General features: G+C 66.9%; 25 protein-coding genes and 1 pseudogene. 18 read left to right on the top strand and 8 right to left on the bottom strand.

From position 1 onward, the window contains the following. Nucleotides 1–119: pseudogene (locus RLN94_RS03645) on the top strand (IS110-like element ISRfsp2 family transposase); the annotation flags it as partial. Between the two features lie 383 nt (nt 120–502). Here the strand turns inward: RLN94_RS03645 and RLN94_RS03640 are convergent. Beyond that, nucleotides 503–1390 (bottom strand): LysR family transcriptional regulator ArgP, encoded by an 888-nt coding sequence (locus tag RLN94_RS03640; protein WP_350126280.1) that lies wholly within the window; start codon nt 1388–1390, stop codon nt 503–505. Between the two features lie 93 nt (nt 1391–1483). On the opposite strand from RLN94_RS03640, the gene RLN94_RS03635 reads away from it, so the two are divergent. From RLN94_RS03635 to RLN94_RS03625, 3 genes are all read left to right on the top strand, one after another. Continuing rightward, entirely contained in the window at nt 1484–2077 is a 594-nt protein-coding gene (locus RLN94_RS03635; RefSeq protein ID WP_350126277.1) for a LysE/ArgO family amino acid transporter, read from the top strand. A 112-nt stretch (nt 2078–2189) separates the two neighbouring features. Beyond that, entirely contained in the window at nt 2190–2498 is a 309-nt protein-coding gene (locus RLN94_RS03630; RefSeq protein ID WP_350126274.1) for a GNAT family N-acetyltransferase, read from the top strand. Beyond that, nucleotides 2495–3430, top strand: a complete 936-nt coding sequence (locus RLN94_RS03625) for a pirin family protein (protein ID WP_350126271.1) — start codon at nt 2495–2497, stop codon at nt 3428–3430. The genes RLN94_RS03630 and RLN94_RS03625 overlap by 4 nt, the downstream gene beginning before the upstream one ends. A 21-nt stretch (nt 3431–3451) precedes the next feature. Here RLN94_RS03625 and RLN94_RS03620 read toward each other — a convergent pair whose 3' ends face one another. Beyond that, nucleotides 3452–4258: a hypothetical protein gene (locus RLN94_RS03620; protein ID WP_350126268.1), complete on the bottom strand. Its 807-nt coding sequence runs from the start codon at nt 4256–4258 to the stop codon at nt 3452–3454. 322 nt (nt 4259–4580) lie between these two features. Here RLN94_RS03620 and RLN94_RS03615 point away from each other — a divergent pair, with 322 nt between their 5' ends. Next, the gene (locus RLN94_RS03615) at nt 4581–5513 is read left to right on the top strand and encodes a DMT family transporter (protein WP_350126265.1); all 933 of its coding nucleotides are present in this window, start codon (nt 4581–4583) and stop codon (nt 5511–5513) included. Nucleotides 5514–5568: 55 nt separating this feature from the next. Continuing rightward, nucleotides 5569–6639 (top strand): DUF1036 domain-containing protein, encoded by a 1071-nt coding sequence (locus tag RLN94_RS03610; protein ID WP_350126262.1) that lies wholly within the window; start codon nt 5569–5571, stop codon nt 6637–6639. A 285-nt stretch (nt 6640–6924) separates the two neighbouring features. Here RLN94_RS03610 and RLN94_RS03605 read toward each other — a convergent pair whose 3' ends face one another. From RLN94_RS03605 to RLN94_RS03595, 3 genes are read right to left on the bottom strand one after another with little or no spacing between them, the layout of a single operon-like run. Further along, nucleotides 6925–7290: a cupin domain-containing protein gene (locus RLN94_RS03605; RefSeq protein WP_350126259.1), complete on the bottom strand. Its 366-nt coding sequence runs from the start codon at nt 7288–7290 to the stop codon at nt 6925–6927. A 19-nt stretch (nt 7291–7309) separates the two neighbouring features. After that, nucleotides 7310–7711, bottom strand: a complete 402-nt coding sequence (locus tag RLN94_RS03600; RefSeq protein WP_350126256.1) for a group I truncated hemoglobin — start codon at nt 7709–7711, stop codon at nt 7310–7312. 40 nt (nt 7712–7751) lie between these two features. Further along, nucleotides 7752–7973, bottom strand: a complete 222-nt coding sequence (locus RLN94_RS03595; RefSeq protein WP_350126253.1) for a tautomerase family protein — start codon at nt 7971–7973, stop codon at nt 7752–7754. A 186-nt stretch (nt 7974–8159) separates the two neighbouring features. Between RLN94_RS03595 and RLN94_RS03590 the strand changes: the two genes are divergently transcribed. After that, nucleotides 8160–8858 carry a winged helix-turn-helix transcriptional regulator gene (locus RLN94_RS03590; RefSeq protein WP_350126250.1) on the top strand — a complete coding sequence of 233 codons (699 nt, stop codon included), beginning with the start codon at nt 8160–8162 and terminating at the stop codon, nt 8856–8858. A 470-nt stretch (nt 8859–9328) separates the two neighbouring features. Here RLN94_RS03590 and RLN94_RS03585 read toward each other — a convergent pair whose 3' ends face one another. Next, nucleotides 9329–10888 (bottom strand): ABC transporter substrate-binding protein, encoded by a 1560-nt coding sequence (locus RLN94_RS03585; protein ID WP_350126247.1) that lies wholly within the window; start codon nt 10886–10888, stop codon nt 9329–9331. Nucleotides 10889–11191: 303 nt separating this feature from the next. Between RLN94_RS03585 and betI (RLN94_RS03580) the strand changes: the two genes are divergently transcribed. The 4 genes from betI (RLN94_RS03580) (at nt 11192) to RLN94_RS03565 (ending at nt 15512) form a co-directional block, all read left to right on the top strand. Beyond that, nucleotides 11192–11782: a transcriptional regulator BetI gene (gene betI, locus RLN94_RS03580; RefSeq protein WP_350126244.1), complete on the top strand. Its 591-nt coding sequence runs from the start codon at nt 11192–11194 to the stop codon at nt 11780–11782. Then, entirely contained in the window at nt 11779–13293 is a 1515-nt protein-coding gene (betC, locus tag RLN94_RS03575; protein WP_350126241.1) for a choline-sulfatase, read from the top strand. The genes betI (RLN94_RS03580) and betC overlap by 4 nt, the downstream gene beginning before the upstream one ends. A gap of 113 nt (nt 13294–13406) precedes the next feature. After that, nucleotides 13407–15041 (top strand): BCCT family transporter, encoded by a 1635-nt coding sequence (locus RLN94_RS03570; RefSeq protein WP_350126238.1) that lies wholly within the window; start codon nt 13407–13409, stop codon nt 15039–15041. Between the two features lie 66 nt (nt 15042–15107). Further along, nucleotides 15108–15512: a universal stress protein gene (locus RLN94_RS03565; RefSeq protein ID WP_350126235.1), complete on the top strand. Its 405-nt coding sequence runs from the start codon at nt 15108–15110 to the stop codon at nt 15510–15512. A gap of 113 nt (nt 15513–15625) precedes the next feature. Here the strand turns inward: RLN94_RS03565 and betI (RLN94_RS03560) are convergent, their stop codons facing one another. Beyond that, nucleotides 15626–16213, bottom strand: coding sequence for a choline-binding transcriptional repressor BetI (betI, locus tag RLN94_RS03560; RefSeq protein ID WP_350126232.1), 588 nt, complete (start codon nt 16211–16213; stop codon nt 15626–15628). Between the two features lie 160 nt (nt 16214–16373). Between betI (RLN94_RS03560) and RLN94_RS03555 the strand changes: the two genes are divergently transcribed. From RLN94_RS03555 to RLN94_RS03530, 6 genes are all read left to right on the top strand, one after another. After that, nucleotides 16374–17570 (top strand): BCCT family transporter, encoded by a 1197-nt coding sequence (locus tag RLN94_RS03555; RefSeq protein WP_350126229.1) that lies wholly within the window; start codon nt 16374–16376, stop codon nt 17568–17570. Nucleotides 17571–17631: 61 nt separating this feature from the next. Continuing rightward, on the top strand, nt 17632–19086 hold the full coding sequence (betB, locus tag RLN94_RS03550; RefSeq protein WP_350126226.1) for a betaine-aldehyde dehydrogenase: 1455 nt from the start codon (nt 17632–17634) through the stop codon (nt 19084–19086). Nucleotides 19087–19371: 285 nt separating this feature from the next. Further along, nucleotides 19372–21030, top strand: coding sequence for a choline dehydrogenase (gene betA / locus RLN94_RS03545; protein ID WP_350126223.1), 1659 nt, complete (start codon nt 19372–19374; stop codon nt 21028–21030). 70 nt (nt 21031–21100) lie between these two features. Continuing rightward, on the top strand, nt 21101–21337 hold the full coding sequence (locus RLN94_RS03540; protein ID WP_350126220.1) for an HP1242/YdcH family protein: 237 nt from the start codon (nt 21101–21103) through the stop codon (nt 21335–21337). Nucleotides 21338–21427: 90 nt separating this feature from the next. Beyond that, nucleotides 21428–21664, top strand: a complete 237-nt coding sequence (locus RLN94_RS03535) for an HP1242/YdcH family protein (RefSeq protein ID WP_350126217.1) — start codon at nt 21428–21430, stop codon at nt 21662–21664. Nucleotides 21665–21771: 107 nt separating this feature from the next. Then, nucleotides 21772–22350: a DEAD/DEAH box helicase family protein gene (locus tag RLN94_RS03530; protein ID WP_350126214.1), complete on the top strand. Its 579-nt coding sequence runs from the start codon at nt 21772–21774 to the stop codon at nt 22348–22350. Here RLN94_RS03530 and RLN94_RS03525 read toward each other — a convergent pair. Next, on the bottom strand, nt 22335–23729 hold the full coding sequence (locus RLN94_RS03525; RefSeq protein WP_350126211.1) for a helix-turn-helix domain-containing protein: 1395 nt from the start codon (nt 23727–23729) through the stop codon (nt 22335–22337). The two genes, RLN94_RS03530 and RLN94_RS03525, sit on opposite strands and share 16 nt — an antisense overlap. 194 nt (nt 23730–23923) lie before the next feature. Between RLN94_RS03525 and RLN94_RS03520 the strand changes: the two genes are divergently transcribed. Next, the gene (locus tag RLN94_RS03520; protein WP_350126208.1) at nt 23924–25573 is read left to right on the top strand and encodes a PRC-barrel domain-containing protein; all 1650 of its coding nucleotides are present in this window, start codon (nt 23924–23926) and stop codon (nt 25571–25573) included. Nucleotides 25574–25612: the final 39 nt, after the last annotated feature.

The following is a 25612-nucleotide window of genomic DNA, read 5'->3' as shown; positions in this document are numbered from 1 at the left end:
AGCTGCAGGAGGCGGGAAAGCCCGTCAAACTCGCCATCATCGCCTGCGCCCGCAAGCTGCTCACTATCCTCAATGCCATGCTGCGGGATCAGAGGGAGCACCAGCCAGTGGCGGGATGAGAAAGACAGTTGCTACGGGTTTCGCCTTCCGCCCCGGGCCTGACCCGGGGCCTCTTGCGGCGTGGAGGTCCCGGCTCGGGGGCCGGGACGGAGACAATACGACGCCGCGGTTTGGTACACGCCCGGAACAGAGCCGCGCTTTGGCGCGGCGCCGGGCGAGCGGTCGTTCATTGAGGCGCCATTGGTTCGAGCCCAATGGACGACGCCGTCCCGTCGGGCAGGCGCTTTCGAGGTGTAGTGCGACGTTTCAGAGGCAGGATGTTTTCGGCGCCATAAAGTGCGGGCCAGTGCCGTTGCAGCGCCTACCCACGGGCCGGCGCTCGCCCGGCGGGGATGGGTTGAGAGGGGGAGAGGCCCCGGCTCGGGGGCCGGGGCGGGGGTGGCTAGTTCGGTGCTGCCAGGTGCTTGCGGGCCGCACGTTTGACCGCCCGTGTCAGGGCGGTCAGCGCGGGGGCCATCAGGCGCGGGGTTTGCCAGTAGAGGGGCGTGTCGATGCGGGTGGCGTCGGCCAGTGCCACGAGGCGGCCCGTGGCGAGGTCGTGTGCCACGAGGGGCAGCGGGTTCATGCCCCAGCCGATGCCGAGCCGGCAGGCCTGCACGAAGCCTTCCGACGAGGGCAGGCCGTGGGTCGGCGGCGAAAGGCGGGCGCCGGTGACGCGTTCGATCCAGAGATGCTGGAGCCGGTCCTTGGGGTTGAAGCGGAGCATCGGCGCGCGGTCCAGCGCCCTTGCCGTGACGCCCGAGGGGAAGTGGCGGGCGAGGAAGGCGGGGCTGGCGGTGGCGACGTAGGGTAGGGCGCCGAGGGGCGTGGAGTCGCAGCCGGGGGCCGGGTCGGGCTGGGCGGTGACGGCGCCGAGGACTTCGCCGCGGCGGAGCCAGTCGGCGGAATGGTCCTGGTCGTCGATGGAGAGGTCGAAGAGGTGGTCGGGCAGGTCGGCGAGCGCGTCGAGGAACCAGGTGGCGAGGCTGTCGGCGGGCAGGGCAAGCCGGATGCGGGTTTGCGGCGGGGGCGCGAGGGCCGAGAGGTCGCCCGCGAGCCGGGCCTCGAGCAGGGCGACCTGGTCGGCATGGGCGGCGAGGCGACGGCCGGCCTCGGTGCCGGTGCAGGGTTTGGCGCGGGTCACGAGCTGGGCCCCGGCGCGGGTTTCGAGCGCCTTGATGCGTTGGGAGACGGCGGATTGGGTGAGGCCGAGATCCTGCGCCGCCGCTTCGAACCCGCCATGGCGGAGGACGGCAGAGAGGGCGGCGAGCTGGGCGGGGTCGAACTGCATTAGAAGCTCTGATGGCGGATCAGGATCATTCGTTTGCGTAATGTTGCCCGCGGGGCTAGGCCGGTCAAGTGGTTCGGGGCCGGAGGACAAGGCATGCAGGCTTATATCGCGGGGTTCGCGCTGGGGTTTTCGCTGATCCTGGCGATCGGAGCGCAGAATGCGTTTGTCTTGCGGCAGGGCTTGCGGAATGCGCATGTCTTCGCGGTCTGCCTGACCTGCGCGCTGTCGGACGCGGTGTTGATCGCCGCCGGCGTGGCCGGGTTCGGGGCGCTGGCCAGGGCGGCGCCGGGGCTGGAGGTGGTGATGCGGTACGGGGGCGCGGCGTTCCTGTTGTGGTACGGGGCAAGGACGTTATGGGCCGCGTGGAAGGGGGGCGAGGGGATGGAGGCGGGCGAGGGCAAGGCCGGGCTGCGGGCGGCGCTTCTAACCTGCCTGGCGCTTACGTGGCTGAACCCGCATGTTTACTTGGATACGGTCGTCTTGCTGGGATCGGTGAGTGCGCAGTACGGCGACAAGCTGGGCTTCGGCGCGGGGGCGGTGAGCGCGAGTTTCGTCTTTTTCTTCGGGCTGGGCTATGGCGCGCGGGTTCTGGCGCCGGTGTTCCGGCGGCCGGGGAGCTGGCGGGTGCTGGACCTGGGTGTCGGGCTGACCATGTGGGTGATTGCGGCGAAGCTGAGCGTGATGTGAGGCACGGTTTCATCGGCAATGCACAGCCGGTGTGGGACAAGGGCGATTGCGGTTTCGCCGCGCTGTGCTACCTGATGACGGGGGGCGGACGAATGCGAGAGGGCGCGGGACCATGGACATCGAACATCACACGGGCGACGGCAAGGGGCGGTTCACGGCGCGCATCGGCATCGGGCCCGAGGCGGTGATGACCTATTCGGACGCCGGCAAGCGGCTGATGATCATCGACCACACCGAAGTGCCGGATGTCTATCGCGGCCAGGGCGTGGGGCTGGCGCTGGTCGAGCGGGCGGTCGAGATGGCGCGGGAGCAGGGCAAGCAGATCCTGCCGCTCTGCCCGTTCGCCGCCGCGCAGTTCCGCCGGCATCCGGAATGGAGTGACGTGCTCAACCGCGCGGCGCCGAAGGGGCAGGCGGGGTGAGCTGGGCACCGGGCCTCGAGCCGGGGTGCCCGGAGGCCGGGCGGCTGGACGACATCGAGACGCTCATCGTGCCGCGCGCGCGGGATATCGGCGGGTTCGAGGTGCGCCGCGCCCTGCCGGCGCCCAAGCGGCAGATGGTGGGCCCGTTCATCTTCTTCGACCAGATGGGCCCGGCGGAGTTCCTGACCGGGCAGGGGATCGACGTGCGCCCGCATCCGCATATCGGGCTGGGGACGGTGACGTATCTCTACGAGGGCGAGTTCGAGCATCGCGACAGCCTGGGCACGCACCAGATGATCTATCCGGGCGAGGTGAACTGGATGGTGGCGGGGCATGGCGTGACCCATTCGGAGCGCACGAGCGCGGCGACGCGGGACGGGCGGAGCCGGCTCTTCGGCATCCAGACGTGGGTGGCGCTGCCCGAGCGGGACGAGGCGCGGGCGGCCAGCTTCGAGCATCACGGCGCGGACGCGCTGCCGGTGCTGGAGGGCGAGGGCAAGCGGCTGCGGCTGATCATGGGGCGCGGCTGGGGCGAGGCGGCTCCGGTAGGGACGTTTTCGGACATGTTCTATGCCGACGTGATGCTGGAGCCGGGCGCGAAGCTGCCACTGCCGGAGGATCACGAGGATCGGGGCGTCTATATCACCCAGGGCGCGGTCGAGGTGGCGGGCGAGACTTTCGAGGCGGGGCGGATGATGGTGTTCCGCCCCGGCGACGCGATCACGCTGACCGCCGGGCCGCAGGGCGCGCGGCTGATGGCGCTGGGCGGCGAGACGCTGAACGGGCCGCGGTATATCTGGTGGAACTTCGTGGCCTCGAGCCAGGAGAAGATCGCGGCGGCCAAGGAGGCCTGGGCCAAGGGCGACTGGGCGCATGGGCGGTTCAGCCTGCCGCCGGGGGATGACGCGGAATACATACCGTTGCCGGGGTAGGCCCGGTGGCCCCGGCGCCGGTCAGCGCGTAAAGCGCCGCGCGCCGTCGGGCTGGGCGATGTTGGAGCGGACATCTCTGCGCAGGCGGAGGCCGCAGCGTTCGATCATTCGGCAGGAGGCGAGGTTGGTGGTGCGGGCGTATTCCTGCACCCGCTCGGCACCGAGATCCTTTACCGCCGCCCTGAGGACGGGCGCGTTGACCCGGATGCCGACGCCCCCCCCGCGCATGACCTCGCGCACGGCGACCACCCCGGCCCAAGCGGTGGCGCGGTGCGGGCTGTGGCGGTTGTAGGGAAAATAGCTGAAAGCGGTGGCGGCGATCGATCCGTCGGCGGGATCGGCCAGCACGGCGAGCGCGGCCGGGCCGGCCTCGCCCGAGAGCACCTGTGCCGGGCAGGGGGCGACGCCGCGCCCGGCCATGAAGCCCTGGACCCGTTCGTAGAAGGCGTCCTGCGCGGATGCGGGCGGGAGGAGCGGGACGAGATCGTCGCGGGCGGCGGCGAGAAGGTCGTCGCAGGTGGCCCCGATGGTGTCGCGCGGGCCGTCGAACACGTCCCACCACGTGATCTCGCAGCCGATCTCGGCGAGGCGCTGCTCGATGTCCGGGCAGGCGTCGACGGGGATCATGCGGAAGGTGATGGCGCGCTCGTCGCGCAGGGTGGCGGCGATCCGGTCCCAGCCCAGCCGGTCGGGATCGTCGGTGCCGGCCACGCGGGCGGCGAAGACGGCGCCCGGCGTGTCGCGGACGCTGTCGGCGGCCGCCAGGGAGGCCGCCTGAAGCTTGCGTTGAGCGGCGCTTCCATGGAGGCGGCTTGCGGGTTCGGTCATGGCGTGTCCGGTTTTCTTGTCGGGGCAGTGTAGCACGGCGGGGCGGTTTGCGGTTTCTTCACTTCGAGGGGCGGCACGGGAAAATTCCGCGCGGAATTTTCGCCCGGAAAATTCGTATTTTCCGGGTCATTTTCTGCGCAGAAAATGACCTGTGGCGGTGGGATGGTGCCGGAGTTTTGCAAAACACCGGGGCCGGAAAATTGGAATTTTCCGGGGGGCGCGTGGTGGCCCGGGGAGCCTCCGGCACAGCCGTGGCCCTGCCGGGGCGGCGCGGGGCAAAACCCGCTCGACATTCCCCCGCCCGGGACGGTTAATGCCGGCCATGCAGGACGAGTCACCCGCCGTACAGCCCGCCGAGCCCGGCCAGTCCAACCCGATCGCCGGCGTCTGCTGGATGATCGTGACCGGGCTGATGCTGGTCGGGGTCACCGCGATGGTGAAGGTGCTGGGCACGCGCATCCCCGCGGTCGAGGCGGCGTTCCTGCGGTTCCTGCTGGGCCTTGTCTTTGCCGTGCCGATGCTTCTGCGGGCCGGGGAGTTCCGGTTCAGCCGCGGCACCTGGGGCCTGTTCGGGCTGCGGGGGCTGGCGCATATGTCGGCGGTGATCCTGTGGTTCTACGCCATGGCGCGCATCCCGCTCGCCGACGTGACGGCGATGAATTACATGTCGCCCATCTACGTCACCATCGGCGCCGCGCTGTTTTTGGGCGAGCGGCTGGCGATGCGGCGCATCCTGGCGGTGGTGGCGGGGCTGGTCGGGGCGCTGATCATCCTGCGCCCGGGGTTCCGCGAGGTCGGGCCGGGGCACCTTGCCATGGTCTTCGCGGCGATGATCTTCGGGGCGTCCTACATCATCGTGAAACTGTTGTCGCACCGGTGCAGCCCGGCGGTGGTGGTGGCGATGCTGTCGATCTCGGTGACGATCCTGCTGGCGCCGCTGGCGGCGCTGAACTGGGTCACGCCGACATGGACCGAGCTGGGCATCCTGCTGGTGGTGGCGGGGCTGGCGACGGCAGGGCATTACGTGATGACGCGGGCCTTCCAGGCGGCGCCGCTGGCGGTGACCCAGCCGGTGACCTTCCTGCAGCTCGTCTGGGCGGTGAGCCTGGGCGCCTTCGTCTTCGGCGAACCGCTGGACCCCTGGGTGATCGTCGGCGGGCTGGTGATCGTGGCGGCGGTGAGCTTCATCAGCTGGCGCGAGGCGGTGCTCAAGCGCCGGGCATTGACGCCGGCGCGTGCCGCGACGAAACTGTAGGCATTCCGGGCCCCCTGGCGGGCCTGCAAGGCGACAGGTTTCGGGGGGATTTTTCATGCAACGGTATCTGGCCGGCGCGGTGGCGCTGGTGATCTGCCCGGTGCCGGCGATGGCCGGGCTGGAGATCTGCAACGACACCGGCGTCAGCCAGTCGGTGTCGGTGGGCTACAAGCAGGGGGAGGACTGGGTGTCCGAGGGATGGTGGACCATCGCGCCGGGCGCCTGTGCCGAGCCGGTGGGCGGGGCATTGACCAACCGCTACTACTATTACCGGGCGACGGCGGCAGGGCAGGATTTCCGGGGCGATGGGTACATGTTCTGCACGCAAGGCGAGGCCTATACCATCGTCGGCGACACGGACTGCGCGGCAAGGGGGTACGAGGCGGCCGATTTCGCGGTGATCGACACGGGCGAGACGGCGGTGAGCTATTCCTACCGGATGGAGGCGCCGGCCGCGGTCAAGGAGAGCGTGGCGAAGGGGAAATCGGCGCAGGGCGCCGTGGCGGCCCCGGCCGGGGCGCAGCCCGCGGCGGAGGCCACCGTGCTGCGAAGCGGGCTGGGCCGGGGGGTGCATGGCGAGCCCTTCACCGACCGGCTGATCTTCCAGGGCTGCGACTTCTACGACGGGTTCGAGGCCTGCACGTTCATCGCCAATGGGTGGAAGTATTTCGCGGGCTATGACGACCCGACGCCGCGGGCCTTCCTGGCGCGGCTCGAGGCGCTGCCCAACAACACGCCGATGCAGGTGACGGGCGATCTGACCAGCCATGGCGACAGCACCGCGCAGCTTGCCGTGAGCGAGATCGAGATCCTGGGGGCGGATGCCTATTCCGGGCTGCGCTCTGCCATGCAAGGCAACTGGGTGTCGGCGGCCGATCCTAACGAGACGCTGTATATCCAGGGCGCCGAGATGCACAGCTATTACAAGGCGGGGTACATGGACACGATGTATCTCGACGTGAAGGCGGACTGCCCGGACAGCGCTGGGGCGGGGCCGGTGCTGATCCAGACCAGCGCGCAGCACCGGGACAGCTATTGCTACCTGATCGACAACCTGGCGGGCGGGTGGATGGACCTGATCCTGATGGGGCACGAGGCCAGGGTCAGCTATCGGAAGGCGGAGTGAGGGGGACGCTCTAAAAGAGATTTGATGCCTCCGGCGGGGATATTTGGAGCCAGAAGAAGCGGGGCGGGGCGCGGTGGGGTGGCGTCCCGCAGGAAAAGATTTTTGCCTCCGGCGGGAGTATTGGGTCCAAGAAGAGGTGAGGCGGCATGGGGGCCGGGGCGGCGTGGGGCGGCAAGAGATTTGATGCCTCCGGCGGTCCGGCCAGAAGAAGCCCGGTGTGGGGGAGGTGGCCGAGAGGCGGGGGCGGGGGCGCTGCCGGCGGGGGGCCGGCAGGCCGGGAGGGGCTCAGCCGTGAGCGGCGGGGGGCTCGAAGAGGATGAGTTCGACCCGCTCGTCGCCCGCGACATAGGCGTCGTGACCGGGGGGGATTTCGAAGAAGTCGCCCTTGGTGATGGGCGTCTCGGAGCCGGTCTCGACCATGCGCACCACCAGCCGGCCGCCGAGGCAGTAGCCGGTGTGGCGCATCGGGCAGGAGGCGGGCGAGCCGAGCAGCGGTTTCTCGTCGGCCTCCCATGTCCAGCCGGGCTCGAAGACGGCGCGCATTCCGGCGGTGCCGTCCTGCATCTTGACGATGTCGATGCCGCCCCGGTCCTTCATGTCGAGCGCGTCGTCGGGCTGTTCGAAGCGTCTGATCTCGATCTCTCGTGTCATTCGGTGCCTCGCTTTCAGGTTACTGGTGGATGATCTCGGGTTTCAGCCCCTGCAGGATGTCGGCGACCTCGGCGCGGGTGGCGTTGTCGTAACCGAGCGCCTGCATGGTGCCGAGGATGTCGCCTGCGGCGGCGTCGTATTCGGGCGGAGCGATATCCATGTCGCGATGGGCCTCGGCCATGGAGCGGCCGCGATAGGCGTCGGGGCCGCCGGCGCCTTTGGCGAAGAAATCGCAGGTGTGCCGCTTGATCTCCTCGACCCGTTCGGGCCGGGATTCGTAGGGGGTGAAGCGCGCGCGGATCGCCGGGTTTTCCATATGCGCCGCGATGGCGCCGTCGACGATGCGCCTTATGCCGGGCGCGCCGCCGAGGCGTTCGTAGAGTGTGACGGTGGTGATCTCTTCGGTGAGGGATGGGGTCATGGGGCCTCCTGTCAGTGTGGGGGGCAGTCGGGCGGGCTGGTCAGGCCGGTTCGGTGCTTGCGGCCCGGACGTCGGCGGCGGTCAGGGACTTGCCGCCGATGGCCCATTCGCCGCTGGCGATCTCCTGGATGCGCACCCAGGTGACGCCGCGCATGGCCTCGCCCTCGACGCGGATCATGGCCTCGGTCACCTCGGCGATCATGGCCTGTTTCTGGCCATCGTCGAAGACGCCTTCGATCAGTTGGATATCCACCAGCGGCATGTCTGGTCCTCCCTTTTTCCCTGTCTGGTTTCGGTCCTACCGGGCGGGCCCGGTATGGGGAGAGGCTGCCATCCGGGCGCGCCGCGGGGCCAGTTCACGGACTGTACCGGGGTGATACAGGTTCTGAACTGGCCGGGGCGGGGGGTGCTGTGGCAGGCTGGGTGACGCTAGGGAAAGGAGGCCAGGATGACGAATGCAAGCTACGGGCAGTTCTGCCCGGTCGCGATGGCGGCCGAGCTTCTGTGCACGCGGTGGACGGTGGTGCTGTTGCGCGAGTTGGTGGCCGGGTCGACCCGGTTCAACGAGCTGCGGCGGGGCGTGCCGCGGATGTCGCCGGCGCTGCTGTCGAAGCGGCTGCGGGAGCTGGAGGCGGCCGGTGTCGTCGCGCGGGAGCCGGTGCCCGGGCCGGGCGGGATCGAGGCCTACCGGCTGACGCAGGCGGGCCGCGATCTGCAGCCGGTGGTGGAGGCGATCGGCATGTGGGGGCAGAAATGGGTGGAGACCGAGCCCTCGCTGGACAACCTCGACGTGGAGCTGCTGATGTGGGACATGCGGCGGAACCTGAACACCGAGCCGGTGCCGCAGCAGCGGACGGTGATCGAGTTCATCTATCCCGAGCTGGACGAGGCGGAGCGGAAATGGTGGCTGATCGTCGAGCCGGACCGGAGCGTCGACCTCTGCCATGTCGATCCGGGGTTCGACGTCGATCTCTACGTGACGGTGGACCTGCGGACGATGACCGAGATCTGGATGGGGCTGAGGAGCGTGGACAATGCCGTCGAGCGGGACAGGTTGCTGGCGGTGGGGCCGCCGGGGCTGGTGCGCTCGATGCAGGCCTGGCTGGGGCTGAGCCCGTTCGCGCGGCAGGAGAAGCTGGCGGGGTGAGGCGGGCGCATTCCTGAATGGAAGTCGGGCCGGTGTCCTTTGAGGAGAACGGGGCCGGCGCTGGTGCGACCGGGTGGTGGGGGCGGAAAATTGGAATTTTCCGTGCCGTTTTCTTCGAAGAAAACGGGGCTTGCGGGTGGGGGCGAGAGGGCGGTTGTCTGCGGCGCGGGGGATATCTGAAGCCGGAAGAAGTGGGTGAATGTCTGCTGAGGCGGGGGGGCGTGGCAGGGGCGCGGGAGAAGAGATTTCTTGCCTCCGGCGGGGATATTTGGGGCCAGAAGAAACGGTTGAAGGTTTGGTGAGGCAGGTCTGCGTGGGGGCGCGGGAGACGAGGTTTCTTGCCTCCGGCGGGAGTGTCCGGCCCAGAAGAAGCACGGGGGTGAAGGTCGGGCGGGGCCTGTCACGAAAAGGCCCCGGCGGATCGCGCCGCCGGGGCCGGGAATGTCATGCGGCGAGGGCCGCGCCTGGGCTTACGAGTTGATCCACCAGCGCTCCATCCAGCGCTCGCCGTCCATGTCCCAGTTCGAGGCCATCTCGCCATGGCCCACTGTCTCGCCGGTGGCGAAGACGTAGTTGGCGAACATCGGGATGATCACGCCGCCCTGGTTGGCGACGAGGTCCTGCATCTCGTAATACATCTCGCGGCGCTTGTCCTCGTCGAGCTCTGCGCGGGCGGTGGTCAGCAGCTCCTCGAAGCGGTCGTTGCACCAGAAGCTGTCGTTCCAGGCCGCGCCGCACTGGTAGGCGGTGGCGAACATCTGGTCCTCGACCGGGCGGCCGCCCCAGTAGACGGCGGAGAAGGGTTTCTTCATCCAGACGTCGGACCAGTAGCCGTCCTTGGGTTCGCGCACGACCTTGAGGTCGATGCCCGCCTCGGAGGCCGAGTTCTGGAACAGCGTGGCGGCATCGACCGCGCCGGGGAAGGCGGCGTCGGAGGCCGAGAGGCTGACCGAGACGCTGTCCATCCCGGCTTCCTTGAGGTGCCACTTGGCCTTGTCGGGATCGAATTCCTTCTGCTCCAGCTCGGAGTTGAAGAAGCGCTGGCCCTGGCCGATCGGGTGGTCGTTGCCGACCGAGCCGTAGCCGAACAGGATCTTGTCGACCAGTTCCTGGCGGTTGATGCCGTATTTCAGGGCCTGGCGGACGTTGTTGTCCTTGAACGGGTCGGCGCGGGTGTCCATGGCGAAGGTGTAGTGCTGGGTGCCGGCGATCGACTGGATGTTGACGCCGGGCTTGCGGCCCAGCAGGCCCGCCGCCTTGAGGTCGACCTTGTCGATGGCGTGCACGTCGCCCGAGACGAGCGAGGTGGTGCGGGCGTTGGGGTCGACCACGGCGAGCATCTCGCAGGTGTCGACGAAGGCCACGTCGTCGCGCCAGTGGTTCTCGTTCCGCTCGAAGGAGGAGGAGACGCCGGCGTTGAAGGCGGTGAGCTTGTAGCTGCCGCAGCCGTTGCCCGACTGCCAGTCGATGCTGTCGCCGTCGGCGGGGGCGATCACAAGGTGGTAGTCGCTGAGGATGTAGGGGAAGTCGGCATTGCCGCCGTCAAGCGTGAAGACGACCGTGTCGTCGCCCTCGGTGGTGATGTCGGTGATCGGTGCCACGATCGGGCCGGCGGCGGAGGTCGAGTTCTCGCCCCGGTGGAAGTTGATCGAGTTGACCACGTCCTGCACTTCCAGCGGCTTGCCGTCGTGGAAGGTGACGCCCTTGCGGATCTTGAAGCGCCATTCGGAGGCGTCGTCGGAGGCTTCCCAGCTTTCGGCCAGTTCCGGGATCAGCTCGCCGTCCTGCGCGACCTCGGTCAGGCGGCCGTGCAGGCCGAAGCTGAGCGCCAGCATGTAGCCGTTGTCCCACTGGCCGGGGTTGAGCGTGTCGGTGGTGTTGCCGTGGCCCTTGGCCACGCGCAGGTGGCCGCCGCGCTTGGGCGTCTGGGCGAAGGCGCCGCCGAGCGGCAGGCTGGAGGCCGCGGCGGCCGCGACGGTGGTTTTCAGAAATCCGCGGCGGTCGAGAAGGCCGCCCTTGATAAGTGCCATGTCGGTGTCTCCCTGTTGCTTGGTCACTTGCAATATACCGGCCGCGCCGGGTTTCGGCGGCGGCGCATTCTGTCCCGTGGTCCGGACTGACGGTGCATTCCGTATCGTATAACTCTCGAAGTTACATTCGTTTTTTTGTCGCTGCACGATGCGACGTTAGTATGACGGCTTCCCGCCCTGCAATTAAAAATTGGGTGAGCGTGGCCGTGCGAGAGCTGTGTCGTCCTCCCGTTTTTTATTGATTGACGAGTCAATTAAACACGTTTACGCCGGGTGACGCAACAGGGAATTGCGAGGCGCGGCATGCCCAAGCTGGGGATGGAACCCATACGCCGTTCGGCGCTGGTCGAGGCGACGATCCACGAGATCGGCGAGCGCGGGACGCTCGATGTCACGGTCAGCCAGATTGCCAAGCGGGCGGGGATGTCGAGCGCGCTGGCGCATCACTATTTCGGCTCGAAGGAGCAGATCTTCGCCGCCGCGATGCGCCATATCCTATCGCTATACGGCGCCGAGGTGCGCGGTGCGCTGGTGATGGCGAAGACCCCGCGGCAGCGGATCGAGGCCATCGTGCGCGCCAGCTTCTCGCCCCGGCAGTTCCGGCAGGAGACGGTCTCGGCCTGGCTCAATTTCTACGTCCAGGCGCAGAAATCGGACGAGGCGAACCGGCTTCTGAACATCTACCAGCGGCGGCTGCGGTCGAACCTGCATTACGCCGTGCGGCAGGTGGCCGGGCCCGAGGGGCGGGTGCTGACAAGGGGCCTCGCGGCGATGATCGACGGGCTGTATATCCGGCAGGCGCTGCGCGCCGATCCGCTGTCCGCCGAGGCGGCGATCGACGTGATGATGCACTATCTTGACACTTTTCTCGAAGAGGGACCCACCACCAAATGAGCAAGCCAAACATCCTGATCTTCATGGTCGACCAGCTCAACGGCACGCTCTTTCCCGATGGCCCGGCGGAGTGGCTGCACGCGCCGAACATCAAGAAACTGGCCGCGCGATCGACGCGGTTCCGCAATGCCTATACGGCGAGCCCCTTGTGCGCGCCGGGGCGGGCGAGTTTCATGTCCGGGCTGCTGCCGTTTCACAGCCGGGTTTATGACAATGCCGCCGAGTTCGCGGCCGACATTCCGACCTATGCCCATCACCTGCGCCGCGCCGGTTACCAGACCTGCCTGTCGGGCAAGATGCATTTCGTGGGCCCCGACCAGTTGCACGGGTTCGAGGAGCGGCTGACGACGGATATCTACCCTGCCGATTTCGGCTGGACGCCGGATTACCGCAAGCCCGGCGAGCGGATCGACTGGTGGTATCACAACCTCGGGTCGGTCACCGGCTCGGGCGTGGCCGAGATTTCCAACCAGATGGAATATGACGACGAGGTCGCCTATAACGCCACGCGCAAGGTTTATGACCTTGGCCGGCGGCATGACGACCGGCCGTGGTGCCTGACGGTCAGCTTCACCCATCCGCATGATCCCTACGTGGCGCGAAAGAAGTACTGGGACCTTTACGAGGATTGCGAGCACCTGCTGCCGGAGGTGCCGGCGTTTCCTTACGAGGATCACGACAACCACTCGAAGCGCATCTTCGACGCCAATGACTGGCGGTCCTTCACCATTTCCGAAGAGGATATCAAGCGCTCGCGCCGGGCGTATTTCGCCAACATCTCCTATCTCGACGACAAGATCGGCGAGGTGATGGAGGCGCTGGAAGGCACCAACCAGGTCGATGACACGATCATCCTGTTCGTCAGCGACCACGGCGACATGCTGGGCGAGCGGGGGCTGTGGTTCAAGATGTCCTTCTACGAAGGCTCGGCCCGCGTGCCGCTGATGATCTCGGCCCCGTCGATGGAGCCGGGGCTGGTGACGGAGGCGGTCAGCACGATCGACGTCTGCCCGACGCTGTGCGAGCTGGCGGGCGTTTCGATGGACGAGATCGCGCCGTGGGTCGAGGGGCAGAGCCTCGAGCCGCAGGGGCGGGGAGTGACGCGCGAGAACCCGGTGGCGATGGAATATGCCGCCGAGGCGTCCTATGCGCCGCTGGTCTGTCTGCGCGAGGGGAAGTGGAAGTTCACCCGCTGCACGCTCGATCCCGACCAGCTGTTCGACCTGGAAGCGGACCCGCACGAGCTGACCAACCTGGCGGATGATCCGGCCCATGCCGAGACCCTGAAATACTTTGCCGAGAAGGCCGAGGCGCGCTGGGACATGGAGCTGTTCGACGCGCAGGTGAGGCAGAGCCAGGCACGGCGCTGGGTGGTCTACGAGGCGCTGCGGCAGGGCGGGTATTACCCGTGGGATTACCAACCGCTGATGAAGGCCAGCGAGCGGTACATGCGCAACCACATGGACCTGAACGTGGTGGAGGAAAACCAGCGCTACCCGAGAGGCGAGTAGGCGACAGGGCCGCGGGCGGGCGAGCCGCCCGGGGCCAGGGACGACGAGGGACCGCCGCGGCGAAGATGGCGAAAAGCCACGCGCCGCCGGCACCGAAACAGTGAGGAAACGCAATGCAAGATCAAGTCGACGAATCCCGCCTGAAGATAGGCACGTCCGGCATCTTCCGTGACGTGAACCCGCCGATGGCGACGCTGTCGAAGCTTCTGATCCTCGGCTTCGTGCTGATCGGGGTGTTCGCGCCGGAGGCGATGGGCAAGTTCTTTTCCAACGTGCAGACATGGATCAACGCCAACCTGAACTGGTACTACATCCTGTCGATCGCGATCTTCATCGCCTTCGTGGTCGGGCTGATCTTCTCGCGCTTCGGGTCGATCCGGTTGGGCAAGGACGAGGACAGGCCTGAATTCACCACATTCGCGTGGTTCTCGATGCTGTTCGGGGCCGGCATGGGGATCGGCCTGCTGTTCTGGTCGGTGGCCGAGCCGATGTACCACGTGCAGAACGCGCCCTTCCTCGAGGAGGGGACCGCCAACTCGATGGAGGGGGCGGTGACGGCGATGCAGGTGACCTTCCTGCACTGGGGGCTGCATGGCTGGGCGGTCTACGTGATCGTCGGCATGGCGCTGGCCTATTTCGCCTATCGCAAGGGGCTGCCGCTGACGATCCGGGCGTCGCTCTACCCGATCCTGGGCGACCGGATCTATGGGCCGTGGGGGCACACGGCGGACCTGCTGGCGATCTTCGGCACGGTCTTCGGGGTGGCGACGACGCTGGGGCTGGGGGCCGGTCAGATCCAGGCCGGGCTGAACCATCTTTTCGGCGTGCCGATGGACCCGTGGATCAAGTACCTGCTGATCATGGCGATCTCGGCCATCGCGACGCTGTCGGCGGTGTCGGGCGTGGGGCGCGGCATCAAGATCCTGTCGGAGACGAACATGTGGCTGTCGATCTTCCTGATCGTGGTCTTCATCATCGTCGGGCCGACCGTGTTCCTGCTGGGCTTCTTCATCACCAACGTGGGCGAATACATCGTCAACGTGATCCCGATGGGCCTGTGGGTGAACCCGGACCCCGAAAGCGGCTGGCAGGGCGCGTGGACGGTGTTCTACTGGGGCTGGTGGATCGCGTGGGCGCCCTTCGTGGGGATGTTCATCGCCCGCGTGTCGCGCGGCCGGACGATCCGGGAATTCGCGGTGGGCGTGCTGATCGTGCCGACGCTGATCACCTTCTTCTGGATGGCGATCTTCGGCGGCACCGCGCTGCACCAGGAATTCGTGCAGGATGGCGGCATCATCGCCGCGGTGAACGAGGATATCGCGCGGCCGCTGTTCCTTATCATGGACAATTTCGGGCTGGGCATCTTCGGAAGCTTCCTGAGCTTCGTCGCGCTGATCCTGATCATCACCTATTTCGTGACCTCGTCGGACAGCGGCACGCTGGTGGTGACGACGCTCATTTCGATGGGCAAGGAAGAGCCGCCGGTGACCTACCGCGTCTTCTGGGGCTTCGGCGAGGGCGCGGTGGCGGCGGTGCTGCTGGCCTCCGGCGGGCTGGGCGCGCTTCAGACGGCGTCGCTGGCGGCGGGGCTGCCGTTCTCGATCATCATGTTCATCATGATGTGGGGGCTGATCCGGGCGCTGAAGGAAGAGCCGATGGTGCAGCGCCCGCTGCGGGACGCGGCCACGCCCGAGCCCGAGGGCGGGCGCCCGAAGCCGGGCCCCGAGGGGATCGCGCCGGCCGAGTGAGCCGGGCATGAGACAGGCGGGGCCGCGTCGTGCGGCCCTGCCACGGCCTGACAAGGAGGGACGGAGATGCATTCGCGAATACTGGTGCCGATCAAGCTGAAACACGCACCGCAATCGGACGAGCTGATGGCCAAGGCGGTGTCGATGGCCCGCGCCGGGGGCGCCGAGATCATCGCGCTGACCGTGGTGCCGGAGATCAACGACAACCTGAAGGTGCTGCCCGAGGACAGCCTGCCGGATTTGCAGAAATTCGTGGAGGGGCAGGAGACATCGGGCGTGACGATCAAGTCGGTGGTGCGCACCGGCCAGCCGCACCGGGCCATTCCGCGGGCGGCGGCGGAGTTCAAGTGCGACCTGATCGTGATGAACTCGCACAACCCGCGCATCCGCGATTACGTGATCGGCTCGACCGCCGGGCACGTGGTGATGCACGCGGAATGCGACGTGCTGGTGGTGCGTCAGATGACGTAAAGCCCGGCCCGGGCAACGCCTCGGGCCCCATTTCCCGGATTTCACCAATGTTCCCGATTCCCGCCGACAGCCAGACCCCGAGGCGCGCGCGCGCCGGCGCCGTGGCGGCGGGCCTAGCCGCGGGCGCCGTCGAGCAGGGTGGCGACCACCTGGCGGGCGGTGTCGCGGGCGCGGGCGGGATTGGTCGGGCGGGGGTTCTGGGCGACTTCGACCCAGATCCCGTCCATGTAGGCCTGGATCGATTCCCGCAGCGGTTCGCGCAGCTCGGGCGAGACCAGGGTGCGCAGCTCGGTCCGGACATGCGACTGTACCCGGAGCCGGTTGATGCGGTGCAGGCGGGACAGGTTCCCGGCATAGGGCGCGTGGGCCCAGAACTGCACCCAGAAAGAGCAGATGCGGGCTGTGAACAGCCGGTCGTCGAAATTGGCGCAGACCACGGCGTAGAGGCGTTCCTCGGGGGTGGTGGCCTGTCGAAGGCGGTCGATCACGCAGTGGCGAAGGGTGGACATCACCCGCCGCATCGCCGCCTCCATCAGCTTTTCCTTGCTGCCGAAATAGTAGTTGATCGAGGCCGCCGAGGCGCCGGCCCGGCGGGCGATGTCGGCCATTGTGACGACGGCGAAGCCGGCCTCGTGGGTGGCCGTGATCGCGGCGTCGATCAGCTCGTCATGGCGAATATCGCGGATGCGGGTGCGGCTCATGCGGGCATTTTCTTCATTGAGACCGCGAATTCAAGTGCAACCGCCGTTCCAGAGTTTAAAAGGCCATTCAAATTTTTGTTTCTTGAATCAAGAATAAATGTTAAGGGTCGGTTCCATCTTTTAACGACACGCGCACAGAGCGCGGAAAGGGGAGACGAAGATGGACCTGATCATATCTTTCGGCGTACTGCTGGCCTTCGCGCTGGTGGTGTTTTGCGTGGTGAAGTGGTGGAACCTCAGATGCGTGGGCGTCACGCCCGTGCACCTGTTCACCTTCGTCGCGATCCTGTTCACCTCGGGGCTGGACGTGGGGCTGATCATGTTCCCGCTGACCGAGTTCGGCGGCTATGCCGAAGAGCCCGCCTATGCCTTCGCCAACCCGCTGGCGGTGGAGTTCGGCTTCTGGGGTTTCCTGATCTGGGCCTTCTATTTCCTGACATCGTTCTATTTCTGCGTGATCGAGCCGCGGGTGAAGTTCTTCGAAATCCCGGTGGTCAAACTGGTGAACAACGTGGTGATCGTGGGCACCTGTGCCTTTACCGCGTCGCTGTTCCTGATCTACCTGCCGGGCTATATCCCGTCGATCGGGGATGGCGAGACGGTGGTGTTCACCTTCTACGTGATCGTCTTCGCGGTGATCCTGGCGGCGGCCTATTCCTCGACCGACCTGAAATACGTGCGAATCCTCTCGGTCGGCTCGACCGTGGCGTTCCTGCTGCTGATCCTTGGGATGTGGGCCTATGCCGGCATGGGGCTGGGCGAGTTCGGCGGGACGATCTCGAATATCGGCGCCTATTTCGGCAACCTGCACCGGTTCGTGCTGCCGCTGACCGACTATCACGCCTTCTACCTGTTCTGGTGGTTCGCGTGGTCGATCATGATCGGGCAGTTCACCTCGCGCTTCGTGGGCGGGCTGAAGACCTGGCAATTGCTGGCGGCCCTGCTGGTGATCCCGTCGATCCCGCTCGCGCTGTGGTTCTCGGTTCTGTACTACTATCACCTCAACGACATCCCGACCGAAGGGATGATCAACATCACGATGATCGTGGTGGGCGTGACCTTTGTGATCAACTCGCTCGACTCGTTGATCCGGCTTTACACCGACAACCTGTCGCTGACGGTCGAGCGGTTCGGCAAGCTCAAGTACATCGCCGGCAACGTGGCCGTGCTGTTCGCGCTGACGCTGCTGTTCAAGAGCCAGTGGCTGCAGATCCAGTGGATCGGGGCCATCGTCATCGGGCTGTACCTGACCTGCGTGATCTTCATCATCGCCACCAGGGGACGCGAGGTGATGGCGATCGACAGCATGCCCGAAGGGCGCGACCTCGATTTCCACAAGGTGGAACGGGCGCACTGATCCAACGCAACACCGCCGCCCCGGTGACCCCGGGGCGGCATCAGACAAGGAAGACCCGGACGTGACAGTTCAACCGCAGGCCAGCCATTTCGTGAATGGCCGATACATCGAGGATACCGAAGGGGCGGTGATCGAGGTGGTCTATCCCGCGACGGGCGAGGTGATCGCCACCGTGCACGAGGCGACGGCGGCGGTGATCGAAGAGGCGATAGCCTCGGGCCGCGCGGCGCAGGCGGAGTGGGCCAAGCTGTCGGGCACCGAACGCGGCCGGGTGCTGCGCCGGGCGGCGGATATCATGCGCGAGCGGAACCGCGACCTGTCGGTACTGGAGACGTGGGACACGGGCAAGCCGTTGCAGGAGACGCTGGTGGCGGATGCCACGAGCGGGGCCGATGCGCTGGAGTATTTCGGCGGGCTGGCGGGGTCGTTGACCGGGGAGCATATTCCGTTGTCCGGTGGCGACTGGGCCTACACGGTGCGCGAACCGCTGGGCCTGTGCGTGGGGATCGGGGCGTGGAACTATCCGACGCAGATCGCCTGCTGGAAGGGGGCGCCGGCGCTGGCCTGTGGCAATGCGATGATCTTCAAGCCGAGCGAGGTGACGCCGCTTTGTGCGCTGAAGGTGGCGGAGATACTGGTCGAGGCGGGTGCGCCTGCCGGGCTTTACAACGTGATCCAGGGCCGGGGCGCCGTGGGCGGGGCGTTGGTGGGGGATCCGCGGGTCGACAAGGTGTCGCTGACCGGGTCGGTGCCGACGGGGAAGAAGGTCTATGCCGCCGCGGCCGCGGGCATGAAGCATGTGACGATGGAGCTTGGGGGCAAGAGCCCGATGCTGGTGTTCGATGATGCCAATGTGGAGGATGCGGTCTCGGGCGCGATTCTGGGGAATTTCTATTCGAGCGGGCAGATCTGTTCCAACGGGACGCGGGTGTTCGTGCAGAAGGGGGTGAAGGAGGCGTTTCTCGGGCGGCTGGAGGAGCGGTTGCAGGGCGTGGTGATGGGCGACCCGATGGACGAGGCCACGAATTACGGCCCGATGGTGAGCGAGGCGCAGTTGCAGATCGCGCTGGGCTATGTCGCGAAGGGCATCGAGGAAGGCGCGCGGCTGGTCTGTGGCGGCGAGCGGGCGACGGGGCCGGGGTGTTTCCTGTCGCCCACGGTGTTTGCCGACGTGACGGACGGGATGACCATCGCGCGGGAAGAGATTTTCGGGCCGGTGATGAGTGTTCTCGACTTTGACGGTGAGGACGAAGTTATCGCGAGGGCCAATGCCACGGAGTTCGGGTTGTCGGCGGGGGTTTACACGTCTGACCTGAGCCGCGCGCACCGGGTGATCGGGCGGCTGGAGGCGGGGAGCTGTTTCATCAACTCCTACAACGACGCGCCGGCGGAGGTGCCGTTCGGCGGTGTGAAAGCCTCGGGCGTGGGGCGGGAGAATTCCAAGGAGGCGATCGGGCATTACAGCCAGGTCAAGTCGGTCTATGTGCGGATGGGCGCGACGGAGGCGCCGTTTTGATGTGGGGCGAGCGCCTCCGCCCCGGCGCGCCGCCCGCCCGCCCACCCCGTCGCACCGGGGCGGAGGCGCGGAACCTGCGGCGTGGTGTGCGTGGAGACGTTAGGGATTTGACTGAGAGGTCGCTGAGGGCGCGGTGCGTCCTCAGCAGACCTGATCGAGTGTGTGGGGCGATTCCCCGAAGCCTCAAGGACGAGCCGCGCCAAGGCGCGGTGCCCCGGAGCAAGTCCGGGGCATCCTTGACCCTTCGCGGAATCACCGGGTGTGACCTTGGGGAAGCGAGGTAGGATGGAAGCGGATTACGTGATCGTGGGGGCGGGCAGCGCGGGCTGTGCCATGGCCTACCGGCTGAGCGAGGCCGGGAAATCGGTGCTGGTGGTCGAGCATGGCGGCAGCGATATCGGCCCGTTCATCCAGATGCCGGGCGCGCTGAGCTACCCGATGAACATGAAGCGCTATGACTGGGGCTACCAGTCGGAGCCCGAGCCGCACCTGGGCGGGCGGCGGCTGGCCTGTCCGCGGGGCAAGGTGATCGGCGGGTCGTCGTCGATCAACGGGATGGTCTATGTGCGCGGCCATGCCTGTGACTTCGACCACTGGCGCGAGCAGGGGGCCGAGGGGTGGGGCTATGCCGACGTGCTGCCCTATTACAAGCGGATGGAGAGCTGGCACGATGGCGGGCATGGCGGCGATCCGGGCTGGCGCGGCCATGACGGCCCGCTGCATGTGAGCCGGGGGCAGATGGCGAACCCCCTGACCCGCGCCTTCATCGAGGCGGGCGGCCAGGCCGGGTACGAGCTGACCGAGGATTACAACGGCGCGCAGCAGGAGGGGTTCGGGCCCTTCGACATGACCGTCTGGAAGGGGCGGCGGTGGTCGGCGGCGAATGCCTATCTGAAGCCGGCGCTGAAGCGGGAGAATTGCGATATCGTCCGGGGCCTCGTCCAGCGGGCGGTGATCGAGGAGGGGCGCGCGGTTGGCGTGGAGGCCATCGTCGGTGGGCAGCGGCAGGTGATCAAGGCGCGGCGGGAGGTGATCCTTGCGGCCTCGTCGATCAACTCGCCCAAGCTGCTGATGCTGTCGGGGGTTGGGCCGGGGGCGCATCTCAAGGAGCATGGCATCGACGTGGTGGCGGACCGGCCGGGCGTGGGGGCGAACCTGCAGGATCACCTTGAGCTTTACATCCAGATGGCGGCGAGCCAGCCGGTGAGCCTTTACAAGTACTGGAGCCTTTACGGCAAGGCGTGGGTGGGCTTGCAATGGCTGTTGGGCAAGGCGGGGCCGGGGGCCTCGAACCAGTTCGAGAGCTGCGGCTTCATCCGCTCGGATGCCGGGGTGGAATACCCGGATATCCAGTTCCACTTCCTGCCCATCGCCGTGCGCTATGACGGGCAGGCGGCGGCGGAGGGGCATGGCTTCCAGGCGCATGTGGGCCCGATGCGGAGCGGGTCGCGCGGGAATGTCACGCTCAGGAGCGCCGACCCGGCCGATGATCCGGTGATCCGGTTCAACTACATGAGCGAGGAGAGCGACTGGGTCGATTTCCGCAAATGCATCCGCCTGACGCGGGAGCTGTTCGAGCAGGAGGCCTTCGCGCCCTATCGCAAGCACGAGATCCAGCCGGGTCGGGACGTGCAGAGCGATGACGAGCTGGACGGGTTCATCCGCGAACATGCCGAGAGCGCCTATCACCCCTGCGGCACCTGTCGTATGGGGCGGGCGGATGACCCCGGCGCCGTGGTCGACCCGGAGGGGCGGGTGATCGGGGTGGAACGGTTGCGGGTGGCGGATTCGAGCCTGTTTCCTCGGATCACCAATGGCAATCTCAACGCGCCGTCGATCATGCTGGGCGAGAAGATGGCCGATCATATCCTGGGGCGTAGCCCCCTGCCGCCGGAGAACGCAGAGCCGTGGATGCATCCGGACTGGGAGACGGCGCAGCGCTGAGGGCCGGAACCGCCGGGGGCCATGGGGCGTTTTCCCTGCAGGTACATGCAACGTGCCGAAGGAGGACCCCATGTCGCAACTTCCCAAGGAATTCTACGACGAGTTTCCCGACCACGCCGACCAGATCAAGAAGCTGGAGGCGGAGAACCCGGATTTCCGCGCCAAGGCGCTGCGTTATCACGAGCTGCAGCGCGCTGCGCACCGGGCCGGAATGGACGAGGAGCCGCAATCTCAGGAGGCGGATGTGGAGCTGATGAAGGAGCGCGACACGATGCGCGACGAGCTCATGCGCCATATCATGATCTGATTCTTGCGCGGCGTTTGATCGGTATCAAGGCGGGCGGGGCGGCGCGCGCCCAGGGTTGAACCGGGTTCAGCCAATGAAGGAGGCGCGCCGATGTCCCATACACCGCACGAACTGCACGAGGAATTTCCCGAGTACGCGGAGAAGATCACCGCCATGAAGACGCAGGACACGCATTTCGCGCGGCTTGCGGAGGAGTATCACGAGGTCAACCGGGCCGTGCACCGCGCCGAGAGCAACGTCGCCCCGGTGGAGGCGCTGGCAGAGGTGGAGATGCGCAAGAAGCGGGCTTCGTTGAAGGACGAGATTTACCGGATGTTGTCGGCCTGAACTGCAGGGCCGGACGGATATGAAGAGGCGCGTCGCCCCAATGGGCGGCGCGCTTTGCGTTGGGAGGAGGCTTGCCGGACACCCTGTGACATGCATAACCGGTGGGCATGAAGATCATCTTCCTCATAGGGCCCCACGCGGTGGGCAAGATGACCGTCGGTCAGGCGTTGGAGAAGCTGACCGGCTTTCCGCTGTTCCACAATCACACCGCCATCGAGCTGGTGCATCCTTTCGTGAGCTACGGCACGCCTGCGGGGCGGAAGCTGGTGAACGGGGTTCGCGAGCTGTTCTTCCGGGCCTTCGCCGAGAGTGACGGTGAGGGATATATCCTGACCTTTGTCTGGGCGTTCAGCGCGCCCGGGGAACAGGAGTATATCGACCATGTAAGGCGGATCTTCGAGGAGAAGGGGGCCGAGCTGTGCTGGGTCGAGCTCGAGGCCGGGATCGAGACGCGGCTGGAGCGGAACCGGACGGAAAACCGGCTGTTGCACAAGCCGTCGAAGCGGGACCTGGAATTTTCCGAGCGGAACGTCCTGGCGAGCCATGAGACATACCGGCTGAATTCCCTGCCCGGCGAGATGCCGGAGGAGAATTACCTGCGCATCGACAATACCGACCTGTCGGCGGAGGAGGTGGCGCGGATGATCTACAGGCGGTTCCTCGCGCCCCCTCAATCCACCGTGTAGGGCAGCACCCCCCGCTCGTCCGGTTCCACCTGCAGCCGCCGTTCCAGTGGCGGCACCGAGCGCTGGTGGCACTGGGTGCGTTCGCAGATGCGGCAGGAGATGCCGATGGGCTCGAATGCCTTGGCGTTGGTGAGGTCGAGGTCGTCGGCATAGACCAGCGCGTCGGCATGGCGGATCTCGCAGCCCAAGGCGATGGCGAAGCGGCGGACCGGGGCGCCGAAGCTGCCGCCGGGTTTGGAGACGTCGCGGGCCAGAGAGATGTAGCGCACGCCGTCGGGGGTTTCGGCAAGTTGGCGGAGGAAGCGGCCCGGCGTCTCGAAAGCGCGGTGCACGTTCCAGAGCGGGCAGGCGCCGCCGAAGCGGGCGAATTGCAGGCGGGTGGCCGAGTGGCGCTTGGTGATGGTGCCGGCCTGGTCGACGCGGACGAAGAAGAACGGCACGCCCTTGGCGCCCGGGCGTTGCAGGGTCGAGAGGCGGTGGCAGACCTGTTCGATCGAGGCGCCGAAGCTGTTGGCGAGGATCTCGAGGTCGTGGCGGTGCTGTTGGGCGGCCTGCAGGATGGCGGTGTATGGCATGAGCGCGGCGCCGGCGAAGTAGTTGGCGAGGCCGATCTTGGCGATGGCGCGGGCGGCGTCGGACTGGAAGCGGGCGAGGTCGAGCGTGGCCTCGAGCAGTTTGTCCTGGGTCAGCAGCGCGATCTGCAACAGCATCTGGAAGGTGCGGGTTTCCGGCTCGGCGCGGGAGGAGAGGTGGAGCGTGCGGCTGTCGCGGTCGTAGTGGCGCAGCTTGCCGGTGTCGGTATGGCTGATGGTGATGCCGAGCGCGGCCAGCTTGGCCTCGGCGATCTCGCGCACCGGGCGCGACCGGTCGGTGCCGGCGAAGCGTTCGGCGGCGCGGTCGACGGCGTCGATGTAATTGTCGCAATAGTGGAAGAAATCGCGCACCTCGTCCCAGGGGGAGGGCTGCATGCGGCTGTCCTCGCGCCCCAGCGCCTCGTCGAGGGAGGCGAGGCGCTCATGGGTCTGGCGGTAGGCGCGGTGCAGGTCGAGGAAGGCCTTGGCCAGCGCCGGTGCGTTCGAGGCGGTGAGCCTTAGGTCGGTCAGCGGCGGCGGGTCGGTGAAGACCGGGTCGGCCAGCGCCTCGCGCATGTCCGAGACCATGCGCTCGGCATCGCCGGTCGACAGCTCGGTCACGTCGAAGCCGAATTCCTGCGCCAGCGCCAGCACGACGGTGGTCGAGACCGGCCGGTTGTTGTTCTCCATCTGATTCAGATAGGGCAGCGAGACGCCCAGCTTGGCGGCGAAATCCTTCTGGGTCAGGGCCAGTTTCTGGCGGGTTTCGCGCAGCTTGGCGCCGGCGTAGAGTTTCTGGGCGGGCATGGCGCGGCCTTTGCAGTTTCGCGGTTCGCTTATGGTAGATTTGCAAAATTCCGGGCGCAAGCCGCCCGGTGCGCGTGTGGCCGGGCCGCAGGCGGCCCGCGGGGGGGGCGGCGGAAAGGTTACGATTCTTTCAGGAACATTCGCTTCGGGGGTTTGGTTGGGAGTCCACTGAAGACATTTCAAAGGAGGAACACATGTTATCCCGCAAAGCCAGGCTCGCCGTGACGACAGCACTGACGGTCACGATCGGTGCGCCAGCCGCTATCGCCCAGGATCGGCCGCAGGAATGCACCGAGCTCGAACGGATCAGCGCCGAGGCGCCCGACGGGCTGTTCGAGGCCGCACCGGACGACCGCGAGGCCTATGCCCGTGTCGTCGAGAGCGGTGAAGCGGCGCAGTGCAACGACGCCCTGACCGTGTTGCGCACGACCGCGGAAGACAACGACATGCAGCTTGCCCAGGGCGAGACCGATGGCGAGACCGCGGTGGCCCGAGATTCGGAAACCGCCGAGATGAGCGCCGTCGAGCGCGATCAGACGACGGTTCAGCTGAGCGACGAGGTGACGGTCGAAGGGACTGTCTTCCTTGACCGCGAGGCACCGACGGTCGACGTCGATGGTGGCGAGGCCGAGGTCGCTGTGACCCCGGGCCGTGCCGACGTGAACGTACAGGAGCAGGCCGCCGAGATCGTGGTGCGGGAGAAGCCGGCCGAGATTTCGGTCGAAACCGTTCAGCCGACGATCCGCATCGAGCAGCCCGCGCCCGAGATCATCGTCACCATGCCCGAACCGGGCGTCGACGTGGCGAATGCCGAGCCGCAGGTCGAAGTGAAGCAGGCCGAGCCGAACGTGACCGTGTCGCAATCGTCGCCCTCCGTGCGGCTTGATCTGCAGATCGCCGAGGACGTGGAAAACTCGCGCGGCGTTCAGATCGAAGACAGCCGGACCGGCCAGACCTATGCGCAGGGCGAAACCGGCGAGCTGGCGAAGGAAGAGGCCGATGTGCAGCTTTCGCGCGCCGAGCCGAACGTGACGGTCAACCGGCCGGACTCGGAAGAGGACGCATCGCGCGTCGAGATTTCGCGCGCCGAGCCCTCGATCCAGTTCGAGCGGGCCGAGCCGAACGTCAACGTGACGCAAAGCGGTGAGCCGACGGTGGAAGTCACCCGCGTGGGTGAGCCCGAAGTGACCATCAACCGTGCCGGCGAGGACGGCGATCGGCAGGAGGCACAGTCTCAGGGCGATCGGCAGTCCGACGAGGACATGACCGAGCAGGCTTCGGCGGAACAGACCGAGCAGAGCGGTCAGACCGAAGATGACGAGCGCATGGCGCAGTCGGAGACCGACCAGGACGCCGACGAAGTCGTCACCGGCAACGTATCGGCCGAATCGTCCGAGCAGGGCGACGACGGCGAGCGCGTTGCGCAATCTCAGAGCGGTCAGCAGACCGACGAAGAGATGGCTGAAGAGACCTCGAGCCAGCAGTCCGCAGAGGACCAGGGCGAGCAGGTCGCGTCGGACCAGAACCGCGAAGAGCGCACGGAAGTTGACGGCTATGCCAATGCCGAAGCCGGCACCTTCACCGCCGAAGAACTGACCGGTGCCCGGGTCTATGCCCAGCAGGAACGCGTGGGCGAGGTTTCGGTGGCCGTGGTCGGCGATAGCCCGGCGCAGGTCGAGGATATCGTGATCGACGTGGGCGGTTTCCTTGGCATCGGCGAGCGCAGCGTTGCCGTGGCGTTCGACGAGGTCGAGATCAAGCGCGCCGACAATGGCGATGACCTGCGGGTCTACACCGACATGAGCCGCAGCGAGCTGGAGCAGATGCCGGAATACGACCAGTAACCTGGCGTCATGACCGGATCGGAAGGGGCCGTCCTGCGG

Source organism: Roseovarius sp. (assembly GCF_040223625.1).
Taxonomy (GTDB): domain Bacteria; phylum Pseudomonadota; class Alphaproteobacteria; order Rhodobacterales; family Rhodobacteraceae; genus Roseovarius.
Note: the sequence above shows the minus strand (reverse complement) of the source record. Positions and strands in the feature narration are given on the sequence as shown.

Bases quoted from the DNA above. Each gene is read 5' to 3' on its own strand.
- betA (WP_350126223.1), top strand. From the start codon at position 19,372: ATGGAAGCGGATTACGTGATCGTGGGGGCGGGCAGCGCGGGCTGTGCC.
- betI (WP_350126244.1), top strand. From the start codon at position 11,192: ATGCCCAAGCTGGGGATGGAACCCATACGCCGTTCGGCGCTGGTCGAG.
- RLN94_RS03520 (WP_350126208.1), top strand. From the start codon at position 23,924: ATGTTATCCCGCAAAGCCAGGCTCGCCGTGACGACAGCACTGACGGTC.
- RLN94_RS03640 (WP_350126280.1), bottom strand. From the start codon at position 1,390: ATGCAGTTCGACCCCGCCCAGCTCGCCGCCCTCTCTGCCGTCCTCCGC.
- betC (WP_350126241.1), top strand. From the start codon at position 11,779: ATGAGCAAGCCAAACATCCTGATCTTCATGGTCGACCAGCTCAACGGC.
- RLN94_RS03595 (WP_350126253.1), bottom strand. From the start codon at position 7,973: ATGCCGCTGGTGGATATCCAACTGATCGAAGGCGTCTTCGACGATGGC.
- RLN94_RS03635 (WP_350126277.1), top strand. From the start codon at position 1,484: ATGCAGGCTTATATCGCGGGGTTCGCGCTGGGGTTTTCGCTGATCCTG.
- RLN94_RS03525 (WP_350126211.1), bottom strand. From the start codon at position 23,729: ATGCCCGCCCAGAAACTCTACGCCGGCGCCAAGCTGCGCGAAACCCGC.
- RLN94_RS03605 (WP_350126259.1), bottom strand. From the start codon at position 7,290: ATGACACGAGAGATCGAGATCAGACGCTTCGAACAGCCCGACGACGCG.
- RLN94_RS03590 (WP_350126250.1), top strand. From the start codon at position 8,160: ATGACGAATGCAAGCTACGGGCAGTTCTGCCCGGTCGCGATGGCGGCC.
- RLN94_RS03565 (WP_350126235.1), top strand. From the start codon at position 15,108: ATGCATTCGCGAATACTGGTGCCGATCAAGCTGAAACACGCACCGCAA.
- RLN94_RS03620 (WP_350126268.1), bottom strand. From the start codon at position 4,258: ATGACCGAACCCGCAAGCCGCCTCCATGGAAGCGCCGCTCAACGCAAG.
- RLN94_RS03600 (WP_350126256.1), bottom strand. From the start codon at position 7,711: ATGACCCCATCCCTCACCGAAGAGATCACCACCGTCACACTCTACGAA.
- betI (WP_350126232.1), bottom strand. From the start codon at position 16,213: ATGAGCCGCACCCGCATCCGCGATATTCGCCATGACGAGCTGATCGAC.
- RLN94_RS03540 (WP_350126220.1), top strand. From the start codon at position 21,101: ATGTCGCAACTTCCCAAGGAATTCTACGACGAGTTTCCCGACCACGCC.
- RLN94_RS03630 (WP_350126274.1), top strand. From the start codon at position 2,190: ATGGACATCGAACATCACACGGGCGACGGCAAGGGGCGGTTCACGGCG.
- RLN94_RS03610 (WP_350126262.1), top strand. From the start codon at position 5,569: ATGCAACGGTATCTGGCCGGCGCGGTGGCGCTGGTGATCTGCCCGGTG.
- RLN94_RS03555 (WP_350126229.1), top strand. From the start codon at position 16,374: ATGGACCTGATCATATCTTTCGGCGTACTGCTGGCCTTCGCGCTGGTG.
- RLN94_RS03585 (WP_350126247.1), bottom strand. From the start codon at position 10,888: ATGGCACTTATCAAGGGCGGCCTTCTCGACCGCCGCGGATTTCTGAAA.
- RLN94_RS03530 (WP_350126214.1), top strand. From the start codon at position 21,772: ATGAAGATCATCTTCCTCATAGGGCCCCACGCGGTGGGCAAGATGACC.
- RLN94_RS03570 (WP_350126238.1), top strand. From the start codon at position 13,407: ATGCAAGATCAAGTCGACGAATCCCGCCTGAAGATAGGCACGTCCGGC.
- RLN94_RS03535 (WP_350126217.1), top strand. From the start codon at position 21,428: ATGTCCCATACACCGCACGAACTGCACGAGGAATTTCCCGAGTACGCG.
- RLN94_RS03615 (WP_350126265.1), top strand. From the start codon at position 4,581: ATGCAGGACGAGTCACCCGCCGTACAGCCCGCCGAGCCCGGCCAGTCC.